The sequence below is a fragment of the Pseudanabaena sp. Chao 1811 genome, from assembly GCF_027942295.1.
GTDB lineage: Bacteria > Cyanobacteriota > Cyanobacteriia > Pseudanabaenales > Pseudanabaenaceae > Pseudanabaena.
The window spans coordinates 1,941,694-1,964,032 of record NZ_CP101416.1; the positions used below are offsets into that span (position 1 = coordinate 1,941,694).

Genomic DNA, 22,339 nt, shown 5'->3' on the forward strand with positions numbered 1-22,339 from the left:
TCGCAGTTAGAAATTATTTCTGTTTTGTCAATGCCTCTGAATTACTTTTACAATTTTGCGCCTGTTTTGTCGGGGGATCTTTCGCAAAGACTATTTGAGTGACACTCACACCGTTTTAAAACCCTTTATATTTTATATTCTTGTTGTTCTTGAATCTCTTGCATTTCTTCATCAGCAAGTAATTCTGCTAGGAACTCATTTTCTTGTTCTTGAATCCCTTGAATTTCCTCAGTAGTAAGAAATTTTGCTCGGAGATCACTCAGTTTAGGCGCACCATTTTTCTGAAAAAGAATTGCACCGAGAGAATGAATCCATGATTGAAGAACAACATCGTGATATCTATATTGATCTAAAGAGAAGCAATAAATATTTAGATCAATTATGTGCCCACCGCGCAGCATATTCATCAGGCGAGATTCCAAATGGCATCATCTCTTGCACAACATGCTTCATCCTGACAGTTGCTAATGGCATATCAAACTCGCTCAGATCTAACTGATTAGAAGTCATAATGCAACTGAGTTTTAATTATGCCTAGCTACTTAGATGGCAAAATTAAGAGAGTAGCGATCTGCAAGAATTAACCGAAAAATAAATAATTTCTCAGTCAGCCGATCGCTTGAAATTGCATTTCCAAATTAAATATTTCAGCGAAGGTTTGCGCGATCGCCTTTTTTACATCTACAAAATCAACATTAGGCGCGAATTGATTGAGATTACATACTTGGCAATCGCTAATGCCACAGGGAACAATGCGCTCAAACCCTGATAGATCCATACAAATATTTAAAGCAAAGCCGTGCATCGTAATCCATTGGCTGACTTTGATACCGACTTGCGCGATTTTTTGTGATTGACCAATATGATCAATCCATACACCCGTTAAACCTTGAATACGTTGCGAAGAAACTCCATAACTAGCTAAAACTTGAATAATCACCTCTTCTAGTTGTCGCAAGTACCAATGTAGATCGCGTTGATGGTGATCGAGATTGAGAATGGGATAAGCAACTAATTGACCGATCGCATGGTGCGTAACTTCACCACCTCGCTCAATGCGATGGCATTCGATATCGGGATCATCGGGATCAAATTTGAGAAATTCCAAGCTTGAACCTTGCCCCAATGTATACACAGCAGGATGTTCTACCAGCAATAAAACATCGGGCAAATCCTTACCCTCACGCCTTGCTTGTTTGCGCTCCTCCACAAATTCTTTTTGCCATTGCCAAGCAGTCAAGTACGGAATGGGGCGATCGCTTTGGTAAAGCAAACAAGTGCGGCGCATATCAAAATCCTAAATGAGTCGTGAGTAATAAAAGTCTATAACAAGGGGCTTAAGCCCCTTGTCTTTCTCGTAGCTTGCCCAAGAAATAGGTGGCGGCGCTTCGCGCCGCCACCTATTTCTTGGGTTTTAATGCGAGTGACGGCAGCTATTCAATAAGTATTGATCAACAAACGTGGGGATACCGACAGGGATCTAGTCTGCTAGAATCAGGGCTAGGTATTTACTCTCCTGTTTATAGTTATTGCCCCACTTGTAGGGCATCCCCACTTGTAAGGAATCATATAGAGCCACGTCACCGCCATGATGCAATCGGAAAATCTTCGTCAACGTGCCGCCGTTTTGGGTTTGCAGGTCTTCAGCAAGCGATCAGCCATTCGACTTGGCATCGTAACGCAAATCTGGCTAGATGTTGATCAGCGTCGTGTTACAGGGGTGACAGTCGCTGAACGCTTCGTCCCCGGCACACCGATTGGTATAGGTGACACATTTTTTATGTCCCTTGACAATATTGATTTGTTAGGACCCGATGCGATTTTGGTTGATGACGAGTCGGTTCTCGAAGATATTTTAATTACTGAGCGTTACACCACTTTAATTAATAACGAAGTCGTAACTGAGTCGGGGGAATTACTGGGTAAGGTACGCGATTTTAAATTTGATCCTGAAACAGGGGATCTGATGTTTTTGATTGTAGCTTCGGTCGGTAATCCCATTATTCCTGCCAGCTTAATTAGTACTTACGAAATTGATGTGAATGAAATTATCGCCGTTGGGCGCGATCGCATCATCGTTACTGAGGGCATGGAAGATCGGATGACCCAACTGAGCAAAGGTCTATTAGAGCGTCTCGGTTTGGGCAAAGCACCTTGGGAAGACGATTTCGAGGATGACTATCTGCCACCTACCACCACCATGCGTGATAATGCGCTGTCATCGGGAGCCAGAAGCACCTATTCGCCACCACCACAGCAGCAACGCCCCGTCTATCGTCAAGAACAATCCTGGGATGACGGTGACAATTGGGCGGAGGAGCGCGTTCCCGTAAACCCACCACAGCAGCAACGTCGCCAAGCTAGAGCTGAAGTCCGTCCTGAGCCACCAGCTCGCCCAATTACACCACCAAAGCCCATCGATAATTACGATGATGATTACGATGATTTTGAGGATGATTACCCCACCACCTCAAAGCCCGATTTTCGTAATGAAACTCAACAGCAAATCCGCGATGCTTGGGGCGAAACTAAAATTCCTGACAAGTCCAAACAACGTATTCCCGAAGAGGAATTTGACGAAATTTAATGCTACCTCGTGACCTATTAAATCATGTTGAAAATCGCGACACCCTTAGCCGCTTGCTAGATTTGGGTGATCGCGCAGTTCAAACATGGGAAGTTGTATGTAGTGATTTCCTATCACCACCCGAAATTACCGAAGCTTTGCAAGTATTCGGCAAGATGACCGAAATCCATTGCTTGGCATGGGGTGGCTATGAGCAAGCCGAACGCCAAAGATTAGCGATCGCCCGTGCAGAGTTGCCCCTTGATTCAACCCTAGTCAGCCTCACCCCGATCTCAATTTCAGGAAATTTCCTGTTTGATACAGCAACCCATCGCGATTTTCTGGGCGCAATCCTTGGCACAGGCATCGAGCGTCAAAAGGTTGGCGATATCAATGTTTTGGGCGAAAAAGGTGCACAGGCGATCGTTGTTCCTGAATTAGTAGAATACTTGCAACTGCATTTCAATCAAGTACGGACAGTTCCCGTCAAGGTCAATGCGATCGCTTGGGAAGAGTTAAAAATTCGCATCCCTGTAACCAAAGAACTCACTTCCACTGAGGCATCCTTGAGACTCGATGCGATCGCCTCTTTTGGTTTTGGGATGTCTCGCAGCAAAATGGTGGACTTGATTAATAGTGAAGATGTGCGCGTCAACTGGAAAACGATCTCGCAACCTAGCTATCAAGTGAAAACAGGCGATCTGATCGCAATTCGCGGCAAAGGGCGCGTTACCATCGGCGACATCATGATTACCAAAAAAGAACGCTATCGGGTGCAAATGACGCGATCAGTTTAATATCAAAATTAAATCCCCAAAAGGCAGAGGTAATTCATGAATTACCTCTGCCTTTTTTTGTGATCGCTATTATTTTTTAGGTGTTTAAGATTTTTTCGTAGAGAGCTTTTGGAGTTTTTGCACCTGCTTAGCTGTTAGTCCAGTTACTTGAGCAACGACTTCTGGTGCAATGTTAGAACGCAGCATATTCAAAGCAATTTGATTTCGCTCTTCTGCCTTACCTTTAGCTAAACCTCTAGCCTCACCTTCAGCTAAACCTCTAGCTTTACCTTCAGCTAAACCTTCATGTAATATCTCTTGATAAATTACTGATTCTTTCATGATGTCGCTCCTGAGTAATCTCTTGATGATTTCTTTGCTTAGGGCTATACCAGATATTATAGCGGTCGAGGCGGCGACGTTACTTTGCAGTTGATGATCAGCGATATTTTCAATTTGTCTCGCCACTTGTCTTAAGGTTTCTTCGGGGTTACTGGTTTGAGATAGCGCGGCAAAGGGAAATAGACCTTGATATTGCTGAAATATTTCTATCGATCATTGCGAGGTCTAAATTATCTCAAAAGAATATATGACTAATGGATAATCCGTAGGCATTAGCCTCCATAGTATTCCCAAAGCTTTAGCAAGTGCTACTTTTAGCAAAAATTCTTGAGTTTCACATTATCCCAAATCACTGTAAAATTCTAAACAAAGTTTATAAAGTTATTCTTAAAAATGTCATATCCACAACTACCTACAGTTATTATTACAGGCGCATCTTCAGGGGTGGGGCTTTGGTCAGCCAAGGCTCTCGCCGATAAAGGTTGGTTCATCGTCATGGCTTGCCGCAATGTTGATAAAACCCACAAAGCGGCGGAATCCGTAGGCATTTCCAAAGATAAATACGAAGTCATTCAAGTTGATCTTGGCTCCTTGGTAAGTGTACGTGAGTTTGTGGCTAAATTCCGTGCTACGGGCAGATCTCTTGAAGCAATCGTGGTTAATGCCGCTATTTATACTCCTCTACTCAAAGAACCCCAGCGATCGCCTGAAGGCTTTGAGCTAACTATGACCACCAATCATCTGAGCCATTTCTTGCTTGTCAATCTTCTTCTAGAAGACATGAAAAAATCCACCTATAGCGATCGCCGTGTCGTCATTTTAGGAACCGTCACCCATAACCCTGACGAATTGGGCGGTAAGATTCCACCACAGCCAGATCTTGGTAATCTTGAAGGATTTGAAAAAGGCTTCAAACCACCAATTTCGATGGCAAATGGCAAGAAATTTGAACCAGTTCGAGCCTATAAAGAGAGCAAGGTTTGCAACATCTTAACCATGAGAGAATTGCACCGTCGTTTCCACGATTCCACAGGCATTACCTTCACTTCTCTCTACCCTGGTTGCGTTGCCGATACTCCTCTATTCCGCAATCACTATCCTCTCTTCCAGAAGTTATTCCCCTTATTCCAAAAGAACATAACTAAGGGTTATGTAACTCAAGAACTATCAGGTCAGAGAGTTGCTGCGGTAGTTGCCGATCCTGAATATCGTCAATCAGGAGCTTATTGGAGTTGGGGTAATCGCCAGAAACAAGATGGCAAGTCTTTTGTCCAGACCGTTTCGCCTCAAGCTCGTGATGATGCCAGAGCAGAGAAAATGTGGGATCTGAGTGCGAAGCTAGTCAGACTCGTTTAAAAAAAGAGGTTCGCTAAGCGAACCTCTTTTTTTATCAAAAAACAATACAATTTTCACTATCATTGATAATCTAAATTAATAAGGTTATTTTATATTTATTTCCCAAATTAAATCAGGCATCAATGCATATGAAGATTTTGTGGACATCAGCGATCGCTACTAGTGTTTTCTTTACTGGAGCAATTAGTGTAAACGCATTCGGTATAACTACACTATATGATGGCAGCCTTAGTCAAACTCCTGATACTCAGAATGCCGCAATAAGATCTGGAGCAATTTGTGCTGCAAGTTCTCCATTTGGTCCCTGTGCTACAGGGGGAGCTTTTCCATTTCAAGTTTCAACATCTCAAACGGTAGTTACAGGGGGAGTCCAGTTAAATACAGCCGCAAACTCTGCGGAATATTCTGGATATAGCAATTATCAACCTGCTAACCCTCTAACCATGAAACCTGCTAGTTATTTTGGCAGTTTTAATGCGAATACCCTCGATCAGACTACTGGTTATTCGATTACTTTTACAGTTCAGATCGATCCTTCTAGCAGCAATAATACAACAGGTACTAATCCGAGAGCGCCTTTTAGCATAATCGCTGTCAGCAAAGACATAACAAAAGCGATCGAAATTGGGTTTAGAGTTAACGAAATTTTTGCCCAGTCCTCTTCAAATTTTACTTCTCAGGATCCCCTCCAAACAAAAGCATTTAATACAACCGCTAATCCTACAACATACAAACTTACAGTTTTAAATAGCGGTTATACTTTAACTAATGAGACTAGCTCAACTCTAGTTATTAGTGGAAACTTAGTGGACTATAGTAGTTTTGTATCCACAACTCCCCCACTACCCTTTAATCCATACGCCACCCAAAGCTTTGTATTTCTTGGAGACGATACAAGTAAAGAATCAGGCACTTTTACCCTTGGCACTGTTCAATTAGATACCACACCTGTACCATTTGATTTTTCACCAAACAATGGTTTAGCAGTAGTATTAGGAGCGATCACAGGATTGAAATATTGGCGGAATAAAGTAAAAGATAAGCAAAGTAAGTAGTTAATTAATATTGCCTTTGCTATCTTAAACTTGATTTTGTAGAGATTATTACTTGTTCTATTTTCGTAAAGCTCCAGAAATCTGATACATTTGGCTTACATTAAAAGATACTTTAGGGTAAGCATCCGAGGTTGCTTGGTTATGGCACAAAATCCACTCATCGAACAGGCTAAACAGGGCAATGTTAATGCGATCGCTTCATTAATGAACCGTTTGCTCAAGTCGCAGGGAATGCTCGCCAATGTTGAACGTGATGGCGATCGCCTTGAAGTTTTAATCGAGTCGGACTTGCGATCGCTCGATGATGAAGTGCGTATCCCCAAGCGTCAAGTATTAGTGGGAATGTTGAAAAAATGGTTCCTGACCCTCGAAGTGCCGTCTATTTCCAGCATCACTGTTTCTTGGCAGCAAACTGGCTTTGAGGAGCCTGCATGGACAGAGGAAATTTCTTTAGTTGAACGCAAAGATCTCAACATTAGTGAAAATGGCGGAGTTAATAAATCCCCAGAAAGATCTAGAATACCTCCTTTACCTGTGTTCCCCGTCAAGCCTATGCCTAATGACGAGCGTAATGAATTTTCTCGCGATCGCGCTGAAGATGATAATAGATCAGTCGCATCAACCACTGATTTAGATGAAATGTTTGGCGATGGTTCCCCTACTGCTTTACCAAATCTCACACCAATGCAGGCTCAAATCTCAGAGTTAACAAATTCTAATTCTTCCCAAGATTCAGATTTTCTCGTTCTGTCTGATATTCCTGCAATTCCAAATGAAGAAAGTATTAGTGATTTTCAGTCTGAGACAACATTCTCCTCTAACAGTTTGTCTTGGCAAAATTTACTCACAACACCCAGATTTGCAATTCAATTTGTGCAATATCTGGTAGTTTGCGGAATTATAATTCTGACATTGCGCGGCATTCACGCTGCCTTTGGTAGTAGCAAAGCACCGAAAGCTGCTTCTGTTACAACTCAAATCGTTTTGTTATAAGGGAGATTATTTTGCCAACTCAATTTCATGTCTGCGTTACTTTAGGCACTCGTCCAGAAGCAATTAAGCTTGCACCTGTCATCCATTTATTTAGAAATAATCCTCAATTCCAAACTTCAGTTGTGTTAACTGGGCAGCATCGGGAAATGGTGGAACAGGTGATGCAATTGTTTGACCTCAAGGCAGATTATGATTTGGGAATCATGCGTCCGAAGCAAACCCTCACTGAGATTACCTGCAATAGCTTAATTGGTTTGGAGAATTTATATAAAGAGATTCAACCCAATATTGTCTTAGTCCAAGGGGATACGACCACTGCTTTTGCGGCGGCACTGGCGGCTTTTTATCAACAAATTCCAATTGGACATGTGGAAGCGGGACTCCGCACCGATAATCTGTTTAATCCATTTCCAGAAGAAGCCAATCGTCGCCTAGTTTCTCAGATAGCTCAACTGCATTTTGCACCTACTACTGCTTCTGTGACAAATCTCCAAACGTCAGGAGTAAAAGAAGGAATTCATCACACGGGTAATACAGTTATTGATGCGTTGCTGTATGTTTCAGGGCGATCGCCAAAGTGTGAAATCAAAGGGTTGGACTGGTCATCCCATCGGGTGATTCTTGCCACTGTCCATCGTCGCGAAAATTGGGGACAGCCCTTAGAGCAAATCATTCAAGCATGGTTGCAGATTTTGGCGGAATTTCCTGATGTGGCTTTAGTTCTGCCCATGCATATGAATCCTGTGGTACGGGAGCCGTTAATCGCCAAACTAGGCAATCATCCACGCATTTTCTTAGTGGAGCCATTGGACTATGAGCAATTGGTCGGGGCAATGCAGCGATGCTATTTGATCATGAGCGATTCAGGAGGCTTGCAAGAGGAAGCTCCTAGCCTTGGCAAACCTGTTTTGGTCTTGCGTACTACGACTGAGCGTCCAGAGGCAGTTGCCGCAGGGACAAGTAAGCTGGTGGGTACGGACACTCAAGAGATCGTGGCAGCAGCTTCTAAATTATTAGGCGATCGCAATGCCTATGAACAGATGGCAAATATTGCTAATCCCTTTGGCGATGGCAAATCGAGTCAGCGTATCCTAGATATAGTTCATGATTTTTTAGCTTAAACAATCTCTCATATTTTGAGACAAGATAGCAAAGCCATCTTGTCTCAAAATATGAGGCTATGGATTTAGTACTATGAATCCACTTTCTCGACGGAAATTTATTACTACCTTTGGGATTGCTGCCAGTACAGTCTTGCTGAATAACTGTACGTCTAAACCCTTGGCAAATGATTTATTACAACCAACACCGCATACAAAGATTTCCGATAATCCTGAAATTCAATCGGTGCGTCTAGGTATAATTCCATCGTTTGAAGTTGCTCCTTTGCTAGTCGCGAAACATAAACAGCTATTTGCAAAATACGGCATGACTGATGTGGAGTTAGTTCCCTTTCAGTCATGGGCAGAGATTAGTGATCGCACCGAAATCGGCACAGAACTGGGGACAAATAGCGATGGCATTGATGGTGGACATTTTTATAGTCCTTTGCCTGAGATGATGAATGAGGGGATTAATCCTAACAAGCGCAAAACTGCCATGTATATGCTGATGCGCCTGCATACTCATGGAGGATATATCGTTGTTTCTAAACGCCTAAAACCCTTTGGCATTCAAATACAACGCGCTCCCTTTTCGCCTTGGCAGGATGTAGCGAAGTTATTCGGCAGTCCCATGAATTGCGCGATCGCTGAAATCGGTACTAATTACGATCTCTGGTTACGTTATTGGCTCGCCTCGATGAATGTTGTTCCGAAGCTCAATATTGATGTGCTAGCAATTCCTTTTGCTGAGATGCGTAATCAGATTAAGCGCAGTAGAGCCGATTTGCTTTGTCTCGATAGCTGGCGTATGTTGAAACTACTGGAAGCGAACTTGACCTATCCTGCGATCGCTACTGGCGAGATTTGGCGCAATCATCCGGGGGAATGCTTGGCAATGCGTGCCGATTGGGTGGATAAATATCCCATTGCCACGCAAGCCTTACTTCAAGGAATTATGGAAGCTCAGATCTGGTGTGATAATCCTGCGAATGAGATAGAATTGAATACATTAATAGCCTTGAGCTTTAGTAATGGAGCTAATTTAATTGCGGAACCTCTGAAAATGTTCTCTCAGCTTTTTAAAAATAGTCCACAGCAGACTAAGGGAATACTGAGAGCAAATAGTTCTAAGAACTCTCCTAATCCACTTGCCATTAAGTATTGGTCAAATGATGGTATCTCCGTTTCTTATCCCTATAAGAGTCATGATCTATGGTTCTTAAACGAATATAGAAGATGGCAATTACTACCTGACAATTTTGAGATCAAAGAAACTATTGATGCGGTTAATCGCGAGGATCTATGGAAAAATGCAGCGAAAGCGATCGGCGTTCCTGATACGAATATTCCCATATCCACTTCAAGGGGAGTAGAAGTCTTTTTTGATGGCTCAAGTTTTGATCCGAATAGCCCTCAATAAGATTGCCGTGCTTCGCACGACTCAAATATGCGATCGCGTAACACAGAATACTGCATAGATTCCTTTTTAATAACACAATCTTTAAGTAAAGATAAAAAATATAAATTTATGCATAACCAATTACTAGCATAAGAAATCTTGGCGATTTCCTTGTTGCAGGTCTTAGATTGGCATAGACAAGGCAAAAACCATAAATATGTAGGATAAATGGGATCTAGACTGAACAGTTGAAGGATGGAGGTAATAAAATGAAATTTGAGACACCTGTACAAAAGGCTTGCTATGAGAAGATTCAACCTTGGTTGAAGGACTTATATGACAATGTTTATTCACCTCCATACGACATGCCTGTATTTGTTTTGCCCCTAGGTTCCGCAACAGCGACAGTTGAGGTTTTGCCTTGGGGAAGTTCTGAAGCAATCATTTCTACTTGGTCATATGTAGTTACGGGAGCAGAGATTACTCAGGACTTAATGCGATTTTTACTTAAAAAAAATTCGGAACTTCAGTTTGGGGTATTTAGTATTGATGATGATGGGGATATTCGCTTTCATACAACTTTAGTTGGCTCTACCTGCGATCGCCAAGAATTACAAACTTTAGTATCTTCAGTCCTAGAAACTGCTGATCAGTATGATGATGCGATTGTCGCAACTTGGGGTGGTGAGCGCTCTTTAGATCGTAGCCTTTAATCATATTGATACAGGATTGTGTCCCCACCGCAGGCGGGGACACAATCCTCTGTACCTCGCTTGCTTGATTTAATCATAAATAATTATTAAGAGAGGTATGCTCACAAAGGGAGTATACCTCTCAAGTCTTGAAAACTTCTGAGATTGGGTTAAACTTTTAGTGGTTTTGATCAATGGTAAATTTGAAGCGTGAATTTTCAGACAGAGGCACAAAAAACCTGTTATCAAAAAGTAGCTGATTGGCTACCAGAGCTTTGCGATCGCATATCCTATCCCGTCGCCCACAATCCCATCTTCAGCTTACAGGTTGGCTCCGCAACGGTGCTGGTGGAAATTCGACCTTTTTATGAAACAGAATCGATTATTTATATTTGGGCATATGTCGCAACGGAAGTGGAAGTGAGTGATGATCTGATGCTCTATTTGCTCAAGCAGAATGATGTATTCCGTTTTGGGGGCTTTAGTATGCCAGAGGATGGGGATGTCAGATTTCATGTGACTTTGCTCGGTGCATCTTGCCAACAAAATGAGTTTAAGCTCGCGCTGACTGAAGTTTTAGAAAGTGCTGATCGCTATGATGATCTGATTGTGAAGCGTTGGGGTGGTAGAAGGGCAGCCGATTCTCTATTTGATATTTGAGGGATTTCATGCTTTTACCTTTGCCACAGTCTAGTCGCGATCGCCATCCGAAATACCTTGCAGAGGTTGTGGCAACTTCCACCACAGAATTTCTCGCGCAGTGCCTTGAGCCTGATAATTTAGATTTTCCTGTGATGCCTGCTTTCGGCAGTTGGGTGAAATCCCAACAGGAAGAAAATAGCGATATCGTTGCCTATGGGGTGGTTTATCATGCAACGACTGCACCGATTGATTCTGTGCATCGAGCAGTGGCTTTAGGTTTGAGCCTCCAAGAGTTACGCGAACAGCAACCGCAAATTTTCGCCATGCTCCGTTCGGAAATCAAAGTCGTACTACTTGGTTTTAGTGCTGTTGGCAATGTCTATCAGCATCTTCCCTCGCAACCACCACAAATCCATCAAGCCGTTTATGCTTGCGAAGAAGAGGAAATTGAGAACTTCACGGAAGAGTTGAATTTTTTGAGAACTTTAGTCCAAATGACCAATGCTCCTGTCGATGAGTTAATTGCCGCTGTCTTACGCAATGTCTATCAGGTGCGTAAATGCGATCGCAATTGGTTAGTCCAAGCAGGACGCAAGCTGAGCATTTTACTCAAAGACGACTACGATCGCCTCGGTGCAATTTTAGGTCAAGTTCATCCTTAAGGAAGCTAGTTTTAACAAAAGTCCAAAAGTAAAAGCCTTGCTACGCAAGACTTTTACTTTTGGGAGTTGAGAGAGGGTTTGCGTAGCCAAACCCTCTCTCAACGCTAGTTTCAAATTATCCCCAACTCGCGTCAACTATTTATATCTACTTTTAGTTCTTGAAGTAGATAATGCATTTCTATACAAAATCCGTTTGAGCGCTGTTGACATTCAATTAAGGTCGGGGTTTCAACGGATAATAAACCTTGAAAACCCGCAATAAATTCAAGATCTTGAATATCGGCAGCATGACATAAATCGATTAACAACCTATTGCTAGGATCGCTGACCAAAATCCCCAACTTGCTTACTCCTGAAGATGTTAACCATATTGAAATAGATAAGTCCCCCTCTGATTCAGCCAAAATTGCCCCTATTGCAGATTCAGGAGGATCAGGAAGTTTGAGTGCTGAAAACAACTCTAAAGCAATATATATTTGCTCCTCGATATTATCTCTTAACAAAGGAATTTGGATCGCTGTGTAGGGAGATCCATCAGCTAATGTTGCACCTAAGCGATCGCAAATATCTAGATCAAATTCATCAGCCCAGTCTGAGACTATATCGTTCGCATCACTCGGACTAGCGATATCTAAGGCTTGCTGAAGAGGTATTTCAAAGGGAAAGTACCACCCCGTATCTATACCCGATTCGGTTGCTTCGATCCAAGAACCTAATATGTCAGGCAATAACTTTTTTCCCACTTTCTGTAATTTTTCTAGCTCCAGATCTGAAGCCCCCACATCATGCCAATAATCATTCATGACAGGCATAAAATCTTGAGGTAGCCCTGATGCTCTCCATGTCAAGCGATCGCCTGTACCTGTAACCGATACTTCATACTCAATCCCTGAATCTTTGGACATGGTTGCTAGTAATGGCAAGCTATCCAACCAATCATCTAATTGCTGATCTCGTGGTGGCTTAGAAGCGGGAACTCCTAACCTCGCCGCCTGCATCCTGATTCTAGGAATTAAAAATTGTTCAACAACTTCAGTGCTATTTATTTCCATTTTGGTTCATAATTTACTGCGATTTTTAAACACTAGGAACTTGCGCGATTTGCACTGCATAAAACTTATACAGTGCTTTGATCTGAATTTATTTTTTTTGCAATTTAAGCTGTTCTTTTTTCTTCTTCTCCTCTTCTTCTAGATTTTTCTTCTCTAGCTCACTCTTTTTCTTTTGGGCATCTTTGAGGTTTTCGTCAGCAATTTTGACTAGTTTTTCCGAGTTTTTACACTCTTTTTCAAGCTTTTTCAAAATCATCTCAAGATTTTTCTTCTCTTCCTTATTGTCAAGTATTGCTTTTTTGTTGTCTGTGACAGATTTATCTACATCAATTTTTCTTGATTTCATCTCTTCGAGAGATTCATTAAGAGACCTTAGCTCCATATTATTAGCATTAATGAGCTTGTATGTGTTGGTGTCTCCATCATTTCCTTTTAAAGTTTTGACAAGTTCATTATCTTTCTTCTTAATATTAGCAATTGCATCTTCGGTCGATTTTATGTTCTTGCTCAACTCATCTCTCTGTTCTCGCACTTGCTTTAAAGTAGTTTCCAAAGACTTGTCTGTTTCTCCACACACTTTAATTTTTTGCTTTGCTTCATCTATTTCACGTAACTTTAAAGCGCTGTTAGTTTTAGCTTGTTTGAGATCTATCTCAAGTTTTTTCACAGGATCTTGGACATTTTTAACCGTGTTAACTGTGTTAACTGAATCTTGGACGTTGCCAGAAGAAGAATTTTGTTGAGATTCTTCCTGTTGCTTTCTTTCTTCAGTTTCTTGGAGTTGCTTTCTTTCCAAAAATTTCTTCTCAGCTTCTAATTCTTGAGTATATCTAGCGCTTTGAAGTCTCTCATTCTCCTCCTTTTCAAGGTCTTTTTGAAGTTCCTTGTCTTTTTTGAGTTGTTCTTTATGTTCCTCTAATTTTTCCTTGCGAGATTTGAGTCTCTCTAGATCTATCCGAATGATTTGTTTCTTTTGCTCGTCTAGTTCTAGTTCTAGTTGCTTTGTCAGTTGTTTTTCTTCTCGTTTGATTGCTTCTTTTTCTTTCCTTAATTTTGTTGCCATTTCTAGAATATCTGGGCGGATAGGTACTGAAAATACTGATGTTGATTGCTGTTCTTTCTGTAATGGCTCAAGGGAAACTGGAGTGTTTTCGCCGCGACGAATTCTTTCAAGTCGATCACGACGATCTCCTTTTTCATTTTTATCAGAATCAATCAAGAGGCGCTCGCCTGCCTTACCTTTATTGATCTTCGGTGCAACATCTTTGACAACTGTCTTTTTAATGTCTTTTGTTAAGACTTGATCTAGCTTGTGTGGATCATTTTCAGTGGTAAAAACGTCCTTGTTTGCAGTTGCAAAATCTTTGTGTGGCTTACTATTGTTTTGCATAGGTATGCCAGTAATTTGTGATAAGGCTTGTTCTTCACCTTCAGTAATAGAAGCATTACGTATTCCATTAACAGTCTTCAATATATTTTTCATGATTACTTTTTTTAATTCTTTTTTAAAGTTTTGAACTACCGTTTTCTCTTTACCTTTATCCACTACATCTCCTAGTGGCTGGCGATCAAATAACTCTTTGTAAATTACTTTGGGCAATGCCAAAACAGCCCCTTTCATAGTTCCGACCATGCCTTTAGATAAAACAGGAGCTAAGAAATCACCCTGACCAAGATTTTGTGTACTCAATAAACTAGCTTGTAGGGCATCACCAAGATTTAGTCCCACCAACATCGTCGCGGATGTTACGAAATCTAATACTCCGATTCCAACTGTCTTACCAATATTTTCTTTTAAGACAAAGTAACGAACTCCCGCATTGATAAAGGCTTGTGCGGCTAATAGTGCAACTTGAATACCAATCGTAATTGCACCACCTGCTCCCATTGTTGCCGCCATGATTGCTGCGGTCGTGAGGATTTTAGCCAGCAACATCACTCGAGCATTGTATCTTGATTGAATATCTTTGAATTGAGATTCAAGGGTTTTCCGTTCCTGTAAATCCTCTTCGCCTTGCTTGCTGTATTTGCTTTTGAGTTCTTTTATTTTAAGTTTTTTCTCTTCTGGAGAGAGTTTTTGATCGTTTTCAACTTCTTTAATGTCTGTATCCCCAGATCGCACAGTACCCACAACCATGCGAGTCCCTTCATCCAATTGTGAAGACTTATTATGAAAGCTATCCCACTGACGAGTTTTATCGATTTTCCGTTGCTTTAAAATGGCATTGGTACTCATCAGCTTTGTTGCCATCCACTGATCAAATGGCAACCCAGAATCTAATAATAGTTGTTGAGCGTCAGTATCGGACGAAATAGCCTCAACCAGCTTTTCGTTGAACAATTGTTCGATTTGTAAGCGATCTTCAGTCGTCATGCGCTTCATTTTGATTAGCTGCAAGCGCTTAGATTCACTCATGCCTAAAACAAAAGACTTGTTTTTCAATTCCATCTTTTCAATTTCAGCTGTAATTGCTTCCGACTGCTCCTCTTTGGATTTAATTTTTATTTCAAATCCTTCGACTGTCTTGGCATTACTAGGCTTCTTATCAAGATTTAGTTCATATTTTTTTTGTTCTAGTTTAAGCCAAGCGATATCTTCTTCTAGCTTTGCTTTTTTGATTTGATTATCTTTTAAATTGGGGGTATTAGATTTGTAATCTTTCAGATTAGACCACTGCTCCAAAAGGGTTCTGCCATCAAGATCATTAAATGCAAATACAGTCTTAGCTCTATCGACAGATATCTTGCGATCATTTGCTTTTTTAAGCAAATAATTAACTTCTAGATCTTTATCTTCATAAAGTGCTTTGTAAAGATCTGGATCGCTTTCAGATAATGGCTTATCAAAATTGTCTTTTTTAGAGTCTAGTTTTGACTGAAAATAAATATTTTGCAAAAATTCTTTAGTATAGTTTTCGTTAGAGTTGTCTTCTTTTGCAAATTGACGCTGTTTAGCCCTAGCCACACGCTGGGCGCGGAAGAAAATAGAATAATCAGGTTTGTCCTTTATTAATAAAAGTGAAACCCAATAATTAACGTCGTGTTCACGATTAGCTTTAGAAATCACCTCTTCGTTAGTGTATGGAGCATTTGTCTCAGGATTAATATTTAGTTGATCGTTTTCATCCTTCATTCCTAATAGTTTGAGAGCTTGTTCAAAGCCTGATGAGCCTATAACCCCTTTCATCTCAACCAAGAGCTTTTGATTCTGGCGCACCTGAGCGTATTCTTCGTCCCTAAGCCTAGCCAAAATTTTCAAGATCTTTTTCTTGCATCTATCCTTAGTAAGTGCTCTTTTTTTATTACGCTTATCCCATTTGTCAGCGAATGTATAACGAAGAAGTTGCTCATAGTTGCTGCCAACTTCTCCATAGCGATCGTCAAAATGGGCAAGCACAACAGCTTGACTACTCTTGTCAATGCCTTGTTGCTTTATTGCGCTTAAACCTTGTTTCATCTCTTCTTCCAGTTTTTGTAAGGCTACTACTGGGTCTTGATCGTAGGTGCGTAAAAAGCCTTTGCGTTGTGCAGGAGTCATAAATCGAATTTCTGACTCAAAGGAGTCCCATTTATCCCCTTTAAATAGTCTCTCAAAAAACCAAGTTCTATTTTCTCGCGTTAAAGCTTCTTTTGTCGTAAAAATCTTAATCAGATCTTCGCGCTTTAATTCATCTATATTATTGATTACCTGATCGTTTCCAGTCTTATTATCTTCTGGCTTTTGATCTTCCACCTTCCCAGTTAATCCACTATTATCTTCAACCTTATTGTCTTGGACATTAGGACTAGTCAAAGGATCAAATATTTTTACATCAGAAGCTATACTTCTTAGGAACATTCGGTCTTTACTATTTAATCCAATCGGTGACATCATATTGTGTCCAGGAATATATCGAATAGCCTTTTGAAACTCACTATTCGGCTTTTTGATTTGCTCAATGTCTTCAGGCGTAGCAGTTTCTTTCCATTTCAAGATATCAGCTAATATTTTTTGTCCACTCAATCCCGTCTTGATCCCAAAGTTTTTAGTGACTCTTTGACGGATCATCGCCGCAAGATAGCGATCTCTTTGGAGAGAAATAGCTTGATTTAGTTTTTGATCTTTTTCGATCTGTTCTTGTGAGGGCTGAGAGTTTTCATCCCTCTTTACCCCTGATTTTTGATCTTCCAATATACTTAGATTTTCTCTTTGCTTTAACCTCTCGTAGGTTCGCTTATATTCACACTTTCTCTTAATATCTGACTCTAGAGTTTGCCATACACTTATCCATTCAGTCGCAGATGCTTTTTCAGAGAGATAAACTAAACGTTCATCATCGGATGGTGAACCATCTACCATTCCCAGAACCAACCAAATTTGCGATTTTAAAGGCACACGCCCATTGTTATCTAAAATACTAATCAAATAATCAGCACTTTTTTCTTGAGGCTTCCCTTTAAAGTGTTCATTGATTAATACTTTTAAGTCATCCCCTGTTGTTTTATTAAACTCTTCTACTAATGTTGGATCTTTACCTTCGATAAAAAGTGCAATTTGTTTAAAGGCATCTTTTTCGCTCATGCCCGTAGTAAACGCTTCGATAATGCGCTGAACGCGATCGCTAGTTCCCATATCTAGCAAATTCTTAGCTTCATCGTAAGACCCTAAGCTTTTCAGCTTTTCTTCTCCCAGCATTTTTTGATCTTTACCTTGAAACCATCTCGTCTTTTTGAGTTTGACATTTAATTTTCTTTGAATGGTTTGATCTGGGCTTTTACTTACTACGCTGCCACTGTTTTGTTGGACAACATGGGTCAACTCATGGGCAATTAACTCCTGACCACCGCGACTGCTTGGGTCATAAGCCCCCTGCCGAAAAAATACATCATTCCCCTTTGTAAAAGCTTTCGCCTGAATAGATTTGTTTAGTTGATCTGACTGCGAATCTGTATGCACTTTTACATCTCTAAAGTCTGCTCCCATCGCTTGCCCCATTTTTGTTTGCAGATTGGGATCTAGAGACTGACCGCTACCTCGCGCACTTTGAATTGATGATTCTAAGTCAGTTGATGCTTCCCCACCGCCAAGATTTTCATGTCTTTGTCCTAAGGACTGCATTTGTAATTCTTCTTCACCTTTTATCGCCTCATTGCGTTGGACAGATTGCTCCTGTGGCGATGAATTTATCTGCTGTACAACCTTAGTCGCTGTCAGATCTGCTTCTTTTTCATACTTATCATTTGGCTCACCGATGTTTAGCTTTGCTTGGATTGCCAATTTCTGGGATCGGATAGCTTTAAGGCGATTCTCTGGCTTTTTCTGAATTGGTGCAGATGAAGTGTCGTCCCCTCTTACATTCATTAACTTTGACAATAAATCTTCTGACGAAATCAACTTGGTCTGAATTACATTGCTATCAAGGATTTCGTGATCTTCCGATATATCTGATTGAGATGGAGCAAAGGGTCTAGTTGACAGATTTACAGTAATTGGATTTAAAAAAGTATCAGATTCTGAATATCTTCTTTTCTTAGTGCGTCTCATATTTTTACCATCTGAACCTGCCTGAAAAAATTTCTAGCTTTTATGTTTACCAGTAACAATAATGCAGATTCTTCCCTTCTCCACTAAGAATTATACCCTTCAACATTTTGCGATAAACGTAAATTTTTAAAATGTTCTGATACTTAGGGCAACCGCACACGTTTCTTAACAAACTAGTAAGCATTTTTAACAAGGAGAAAAAGGTAGAAACGAGAGAATAGAGAATATTTAGAATGAGCAGCCCAAAATGCTAGATACAGTCAACCCCATCGGATTAATCGAAACCCACTTTGGGAACTTGCAAGATCCCAGAGCAGCACACGGTATCCTGCATAAGCTGCTCGACATATTGATAATCACGATTTGTGCAGTGATCTGTGGAGCTGATAATTTCATCGCAATCGCCGAATATGGCAAAGAGAAAGAAGAATGGTTAAAGACATTTTTGGAATTAGCCAACGGCATACCATCAGTAGATACATTCGAGAGATTATTTGCGAGACTAAAGCCAGAAGAATTGCAAAAAAGCTTTATTAGTTGGATGGAAGCAGTCCATAAATCAACCGATGGAGAATTGATTAACATAGATGGCAAAACTCTGAGAGGGGCAAAGGGATCAGGAAATTCACGTAGTCTGATTCATATGGTGAGTGTGTGGTCAGCATCACAACATTTGGTATTGGGACAGAAAAAAGTAGACGAGAAATCCAATGAAATAACAGCGATTCCATCATTGCTAAAAATGTTAGCGATACGAGGTTCAGTGGTGAGCATAGATGCAATGGGATGTCAGACCGAAATCGCGAAAACAATCATCGAAGAGGGAGCAGATTATGTGTTAGCGCTGAAAGGCAATCAAGGTAATCTCCATAAAGATGTGCGTGAACTATTTACCTCTGCACGAGAACAGAACTTCAAAAATATTGAACATCAGTTCTATGAAACGGTTGAGAAAGGACATGGGCGCATTGAAACCCGTCGCTATTGGACAATGGGTAATACCGAATACTTAATTGGTGCGGAGAAATGGATAGGTTTGAAAAGTATTGGTATGGTTGAATCAGATCGAATTATAAATGGAACTATTTCTACTGAACAGCGATACTATCTGCTTAGTCTTGAGAGTGATGTCCACAGATTTTCCCAATCTGTCAGAAATCACTGGAGTATTGAAAATCGACTACATTGGATTCTCGATGTTGGCTTTAATGAGGATGCTTCTCAATCCTGTCGAGGCTATATTGCCGAAAACTTAGCTGTTATACGTCATATCAGTTTAAATTTGTTGTCAAGAGATAAAACTAGTAAGGTCGGGGTCAAGACTAAACGTCTTAAAGCTGGCTGGAACAATAACTATCTTAAGGATGTCCTAAGTGCCTTAAACATAGTCGCTGTCTAAATCTCGTTAATTGTTAAGAAACGTGTGCGGTTGCCCTATTCTGATACTTTGATTTGTAGACAAAATTACACAAATATATTATCTCAAACGTATTTTACGCACCAAAGTTTAATAGGATCGATAATAAGTTAAGTATTTGTAAAGAATTAAAAATAACACCGTATGTTATCAGCCTACCGTGACCATGTTGCCGAACGTGCAGCTCAAGGAATTCCCCCTTTGCCTCTCAATGCTCAGCAAGCCTCAGTCTTGTGTGAGCTATTGCAAAATCCTCCCGCAGGCGAAGAAGAGTTTTTACTAGCGTTACTACGCGATCGCATTCCCCCTGGTGTCGATCAAGCTGCCTATGTCAAAGCAGGATGGCTAACAGCGATCGCTAAGGGTGAATTGCGATCACCCCTAGTATCCCCTAGCTATGCGGTGGAACTGCTCGGCACGATGGTCGGTGGCTATAACGTGCAGACCTTAATTGATTTGCTCACCAATGATGACTTAGGCGACTTAGCGGCAACGGCTCTCAAAAAGACCCTGCTCGTATTTGATGCCTTTAATCAAGTTTTAGAATTATCGCAAACTAATGCCAGAGCCAAAGCCGTCATCGATTCATGGGCTGCTGCCGAATGGTTTACCAGTCGCCCCGCCTTGCCTGACACTGTGACCGTAACCGTATTTAAAGTCACAGGCGAAATCAATACCGATGACTTTTCTCCCGCATCCCAAGCCTTCTCGCGTCCCGACATTCCTCTCCATGCGCTCTGCATGTTGGAGTCGCGCATTCCCGATGGTTTAAAAACCATTGCCGAACTCAAGCAAAAGGGGCATCCCGTCGCTTTTGTTGGTGATGTCGTTGGCACAGGCTCCTCCCGCAAATCCGCGATTAACTCGGTGCTGTGGCACATCGGCAACGACATTCCTTTCATTCCCAATAAGCGATCGGGCGGCGTAATTTTAGGAAGTACGATCGCGCCGATCTTCTTTAACACTGCCGAAGATGCAGGAGCCTTACCCATCCAATGTGATGTCACCAAATTGGAAACTGGCGATGTGATTACCATTCATACTCGTGAAGGTAAAATCACGAACGCCGCAGGGGAAACTCTTTCTACTTTCAGCCTCACCCCCGACACGATCGCCGATGAAGTTCGCGCAGGTGGTAGAATTCCCCTCCTAATCGGTCGTAGCCTCACCGCTAGAACCCGTCAGGCTCTGGGACTTCCCGCCAGCGATGTGTTCATCCTTCCCGCCACTCCCGCCGACACAGGCAAAGGCTACACCCTCGCGCAAAAAATGGTCGGCAAAGCTTGCGGTGTCGCTGGTGTGCGTCCCTACACTTCCTGCGAACCCTTAATGACCACCGTAGGTTCCCAAGACACAACAGGTCCCATGACTCGCGATGAGTTGCAAGAACTCGCTTGCTTAGGATTTAGCGCTGACTTGGTAATGCAGAGCTTCTGCCATACTGCCGCCTATCCCAAACCCACCGACATCAAAACCCATAAGGAACTTCCCGACTTCTTCTCCAATCGTGGCGGCGTAGCGCTACGTCCCAACGATGGCATTATCCATTCTTGGTTAAATAGAATGCTCCTGCCCGATACCGTTGGTACTGGTGGCGATTCCCATACCCGTTTCCCCTTGGGCATCTCCTTCCCCGCAGGTTCTGGACTCGTTGCCTTCGCTGCTGCCCTTGGTATCATGCCCCTTGATATGCCTGAATCGGTCTTAGTTCGCTTTAAAGGCGAATTGCAACCAGGGGTAACATTGCGCGATATCGTGAATGCGATTCCCTACGTTGCCATTCAACGCGGCTTACTCACTGTTGAGAAGAAGAACAAAAAGAATGTCTTCGCAGGTCGGATTATGGAAATCGAAGGATTGCCAAATCTCAAAGTGGAACAAGCCTTTGAACTCACCGATGCCACTGCCGAGCGTTCCTGCTCTGGTAGCACGATCAAACTCAGTACGGAGACCGTTGCCGAATACTTGCGATCGAATATCGCTCTCATGAAGAACATGATCGCTCGCGGCTATAGCGATGCTAAGACCCTCTTGCGCCGTATCGCCAAAATGGAAGAATGGCTTGCCAATCCTGTATTGATGGAAGCTGATCCCGATGCGGAATATGCAGAAATCATCGAGATCGATCTCAATGAAATCAAGGAGCCAATTGTCGCCGCACCTAACGATCCTGACAATGTGAAGTTGCTCTCAGAAGTAGCAGGCGATCGCGTGGATGAAGTGTTTATTGGTTCCTGCATGACCAATATCGGACATTACCGCGCCGCCGCTAAGGTTCTCGAAAAAGAAGCCGCCGTGAAAGCGCGTCTCTGGGTTGCACCACCTACCCGCATGGATGAGTTCCAACTCAAAGAGGAAGGAATCTACAGCACCTTTGGTGTCGCTGGAGCCAGAACCGAAGTCCCTGGATGCTCTCTCTGCATGGGCAATCAAGCCCGTGTTGCTGATGGCGCGACTGTGTTCTCCACTTCCACCCGCAACTTCAATAATCGCATGGGCAAAGATGCTCAAGTCTATCTCGGTTCCGCCGAACTCGCGGCAGTCTGTGCCTTACTAGGTAAGATTCCGACTGTGGAAGAATATCAAGCGATCGTCACTAAGAAAATTGATCCTTTTGCCAGTGACCTCTATCGCTATCTCAACTTCGATCAGATCGCCAATTTTGAAGATCAAGGTCGGGTGATTGCCCTAGAAGATATGCCTCGCATTGAGGATATTTTGGGTATGCCTGTGGCTGCGAAGTAGTTAGTTGATTTGCGT

The 22,339-nt window shown here is 41.9% G+C and carries 18 protein-coding genes; 12 read left to right on the top strand and 6 right to left on the bottom strand.

The window, feature by feature from the left end; all coding sequences use genetic code 11:
* Positions 1-125 precede the first annotated feature (125 nt).
* The 3 genes from NMG48_RS08990 to lipB form a co-directional block, all read right to left on the bottom strand.
* Positions 126-407: a hypothetical protein gene (locus NMG48_RS08990; protein ID WP_271254906.1), complete on the bottom strand. Its 282-nt coding sequence runs from the start codon at positions 405-407 to the stop codon at positions 126-128.
* Positions 376-510, bottom strand: coding sequence for a hypothetical protein (locus NMG48_RS08995; RefSeq protein WP_271254907.1), 135 nt, complete (start codon positions 508-510; stop codon positions 376-378). The genes NMG48_RS08990 and NMG48_RS08995 overlap by 32 nt, the downstream gene beginning before the upstream one ends.
* Positions 511-607: 97 nt before the next feature.
* Positions 608-1,288 carry a lipoyl(octanoyl) transferase LipB gene (gene lipB, locus NMG48_RS09000; protein WP_271254908.1) on the bottom strand — a complete coding sequence of 227 codons (681 nt, stop codon included), beginning with the start codon at positions 1,286-1,288 and terminating at the stop codon, positions 608-610.
* Between the two features lie 300 nt (positions 1,289-1,588).
* On the opposite strand from lipB, the gene NMG48_RS09005 reads away from it, so the two are divergent.
* On the top strand, positions 1,589-2,587 hold the full coding sequence (locus NMG48_RS09005) for a PRC-barrel domain-containing protein (RefSeq protein WP_271254909.1): 999 nt from the start codon (positions 1,589-1,591) through the stop codon (positions 2,585-2,587).
* Complete coding sequence (locus NMG48_RS09010) at positions 2,587-3,363, top strand: photosystem II S4 domain protein (protein WP_271254910.1); 777 nt, start codon at positions 2,587-2,589, stop codon at positions 3,361-3,363. The genes NMG48_RS09005 and NMG48_RS09010 overlap by 1 nt, the downstream gene beginning before the upstream one ends.
* An 84-nt stretch (positions 3,364-3,447) precedes the next feature.
* Here the strand turns inward: NMG48_RS09010 and NMG48_RS09015 are convergent, their stop codons facing one another.
* Positions 3,448-3,684, bottom strand: coding sequence for a hypothetical protein (locus NMG48_RS09015; protein WP_271254911.1), 237 nt, complete (start codon positions 3,682-3,684; stop codon positions 3,448-3,450).
* A 393-nt stretch (positions 3,685-4,077) separates the two neighbouring features.
* Between NMG48_RS09015 and NMG48_RS09020 the strand changes: the two genes are divergently transcribed.
* The 8 genes from NMG48_RS09020 to NMG48_RS09055 all read left to right on the top strand — a co-directional run bounded on the left by NMG48_RS09020 (position 4,078) and on the right by NMG48_RS09055 (position 11,586).
* Positions 4,078-5,040 carry a protochlorophyllide reductase gene (locus tag NMG48_RS09020; RefSeq protein WP_271254912.1) on the top strand — a complete coding sequence of 321 codons (963 nt, stop codon included), beginning with the start codon at positions 4,078-4,080 and terminating at the stop codon, positions 5,038-5,040.
* Between the two features lie 128 nt (positions 5,041-5,168).
* Positions 5,169-6,095 carry a PFE-CTERM domain-containing protein gene (locus NMG48_RS09025; RefSeq protein WP_271254913.1) on the top strand — a complete coding sequence of 309 codons (927 nt, stop codon included), beginning with the start codon at positions 5,169-5,171 and terminating at the stop codon, positions 6,093-6,095.
* 141 nt (positions 6,096-6,236) lie between these two features.
* On the top strand, positions 6,237-7,088 hold the full coding sequence (locus tag NMG48_RS09030) for a hypothetical protein (RefSeq protein ID WP_271254914.1): 852 nt from the start codon (positions 6,237-6,239) through the stop codon (positions 7,086-7,088).
* Between the two features lie 11 nt (positions 7,089-7,099).
* Positions 7,100-8,209 (top strand): non-hydrolyzing UDP-N-acetylglucosamine 2-epimerase, encoded by a 1,110-nt coding sequence (gene wecB, locus NMG48_RS09035; protein WP_271254915.1) that lies wholly within the window; start codon positions 7,100-7,102, stop codon positions 8,207-8,209.
* A 73-nt stretch (positions 8,210-8,282) separates the two neighbouring features.
* A complete protein-coding gene (locus NMG48_RS09040) occupies positions 8,283-9,611 on the top strand; it encodes a CmpA/NrtA family ABC transporter substrate-binding protein (protein ID WP_271254916.1) in 1,329 nt (442 codons plus the stop codon).
* A 248-nt stretch (positions 9,612-9,859) separates the two neighbouring features.
* The gene (locus NMG48_RS09045; protein WP_126384156.1) at positions 9,860-10,303 is read left to right on the top strand and encodes a T3SS (YopN, CesT) and YbjN peptide-binding chaperone 1; all 444 of its coding nucleotides are present in this window, start codon (positions 9,860-9,862) and stop codon (positions 10,301-10,303) included.
* 189 nt (positions 10,304-10,492) lie between these two features.
* Positions 10,493-10,942: a T3SS (YopN, CesT) and YbjN peptide-binding chaperone 1 gene (locus NMG48_RS09050; RefSeq protein WP_271254917.1), complete on the top strand. Its 450-nt coding sequence runs from the start codon at positions 10,493-10,495 to the stop codon at positions 10,940-10,942.
* 8 nt (positions 10,943-10,950) lie between these two features.
* Positions 10,951-11,586, top strand: coding sequence for a hypothetical protein (locus tag NMG48_RS09055; RefSeq protein ID WP_271254918.1), 636 nt, complete (start codon positions 10,951-10,953; stop codon positions 11,584-11,586).
* 131 nt (positions 11,587-11,717) lie between these two features.
* Here the strand turns inward: NMG48_RS09055 and NMG48_RS09060 are convergent, their stop codons facing one another.
* Together NMG48_RS09060 and NMG48_RS09065 are read right to left on the bottom strand one after the other, a co-directional pair.
* A complete protein-coding gene (locus tag NMG48_RS09060) occupies positions 11,718-12,638 on the bottom strand; it encodes a hypothetical protein (protein ID WP_271254919.1) in 921 nt (306 codons plus the stop codon).
* Between the two features lie 88 nt (positions 12,639-12,726).
* Entirely contained in the window at positions 12,727-18,162 is a 5,436-nt protein-coding gene (locus NMG48_RS09065; protein ID WP_271254920.1) for an eCIS core domain-containing protein, read from the bottom strand.
* 247 nt (positions 18,163-18,409) lie between these two features.
* Between NMG48_RS09065 and NMG48_RS09070 the strand changes: the two genes are divergently transcribed.
* Both NMG48_RS09070 and acnB read left to right on the top strand, forming a co-directional pair.
* Positions 18,410-19,561 (top strand): ISAs1 family transposase, encoded by a 1,152-nt coding sequence (locus NMG48_RS09070; protein ID WP_271252233.1) that lies wholly within the window; start codon positions 18,410-18,412, stop codon positions 19,559-19,561.
* A 162-nt stretch (positions 19,562-19,723) separates the two neighbouring features.
* Entirely contained in the window at positions 19,724-22,324 is a 2,601-nt protein-coding gene (gene acnB, locus NMG48_RS09075; protein WP_271254921.1) for a bifunctional aconitate hydratase 2/2-methylisocitrate dehydratase, read from the top strand.
* The last annotated feature ends 15 nt before the right edge of the window (positions 22,325-22,339 follow it).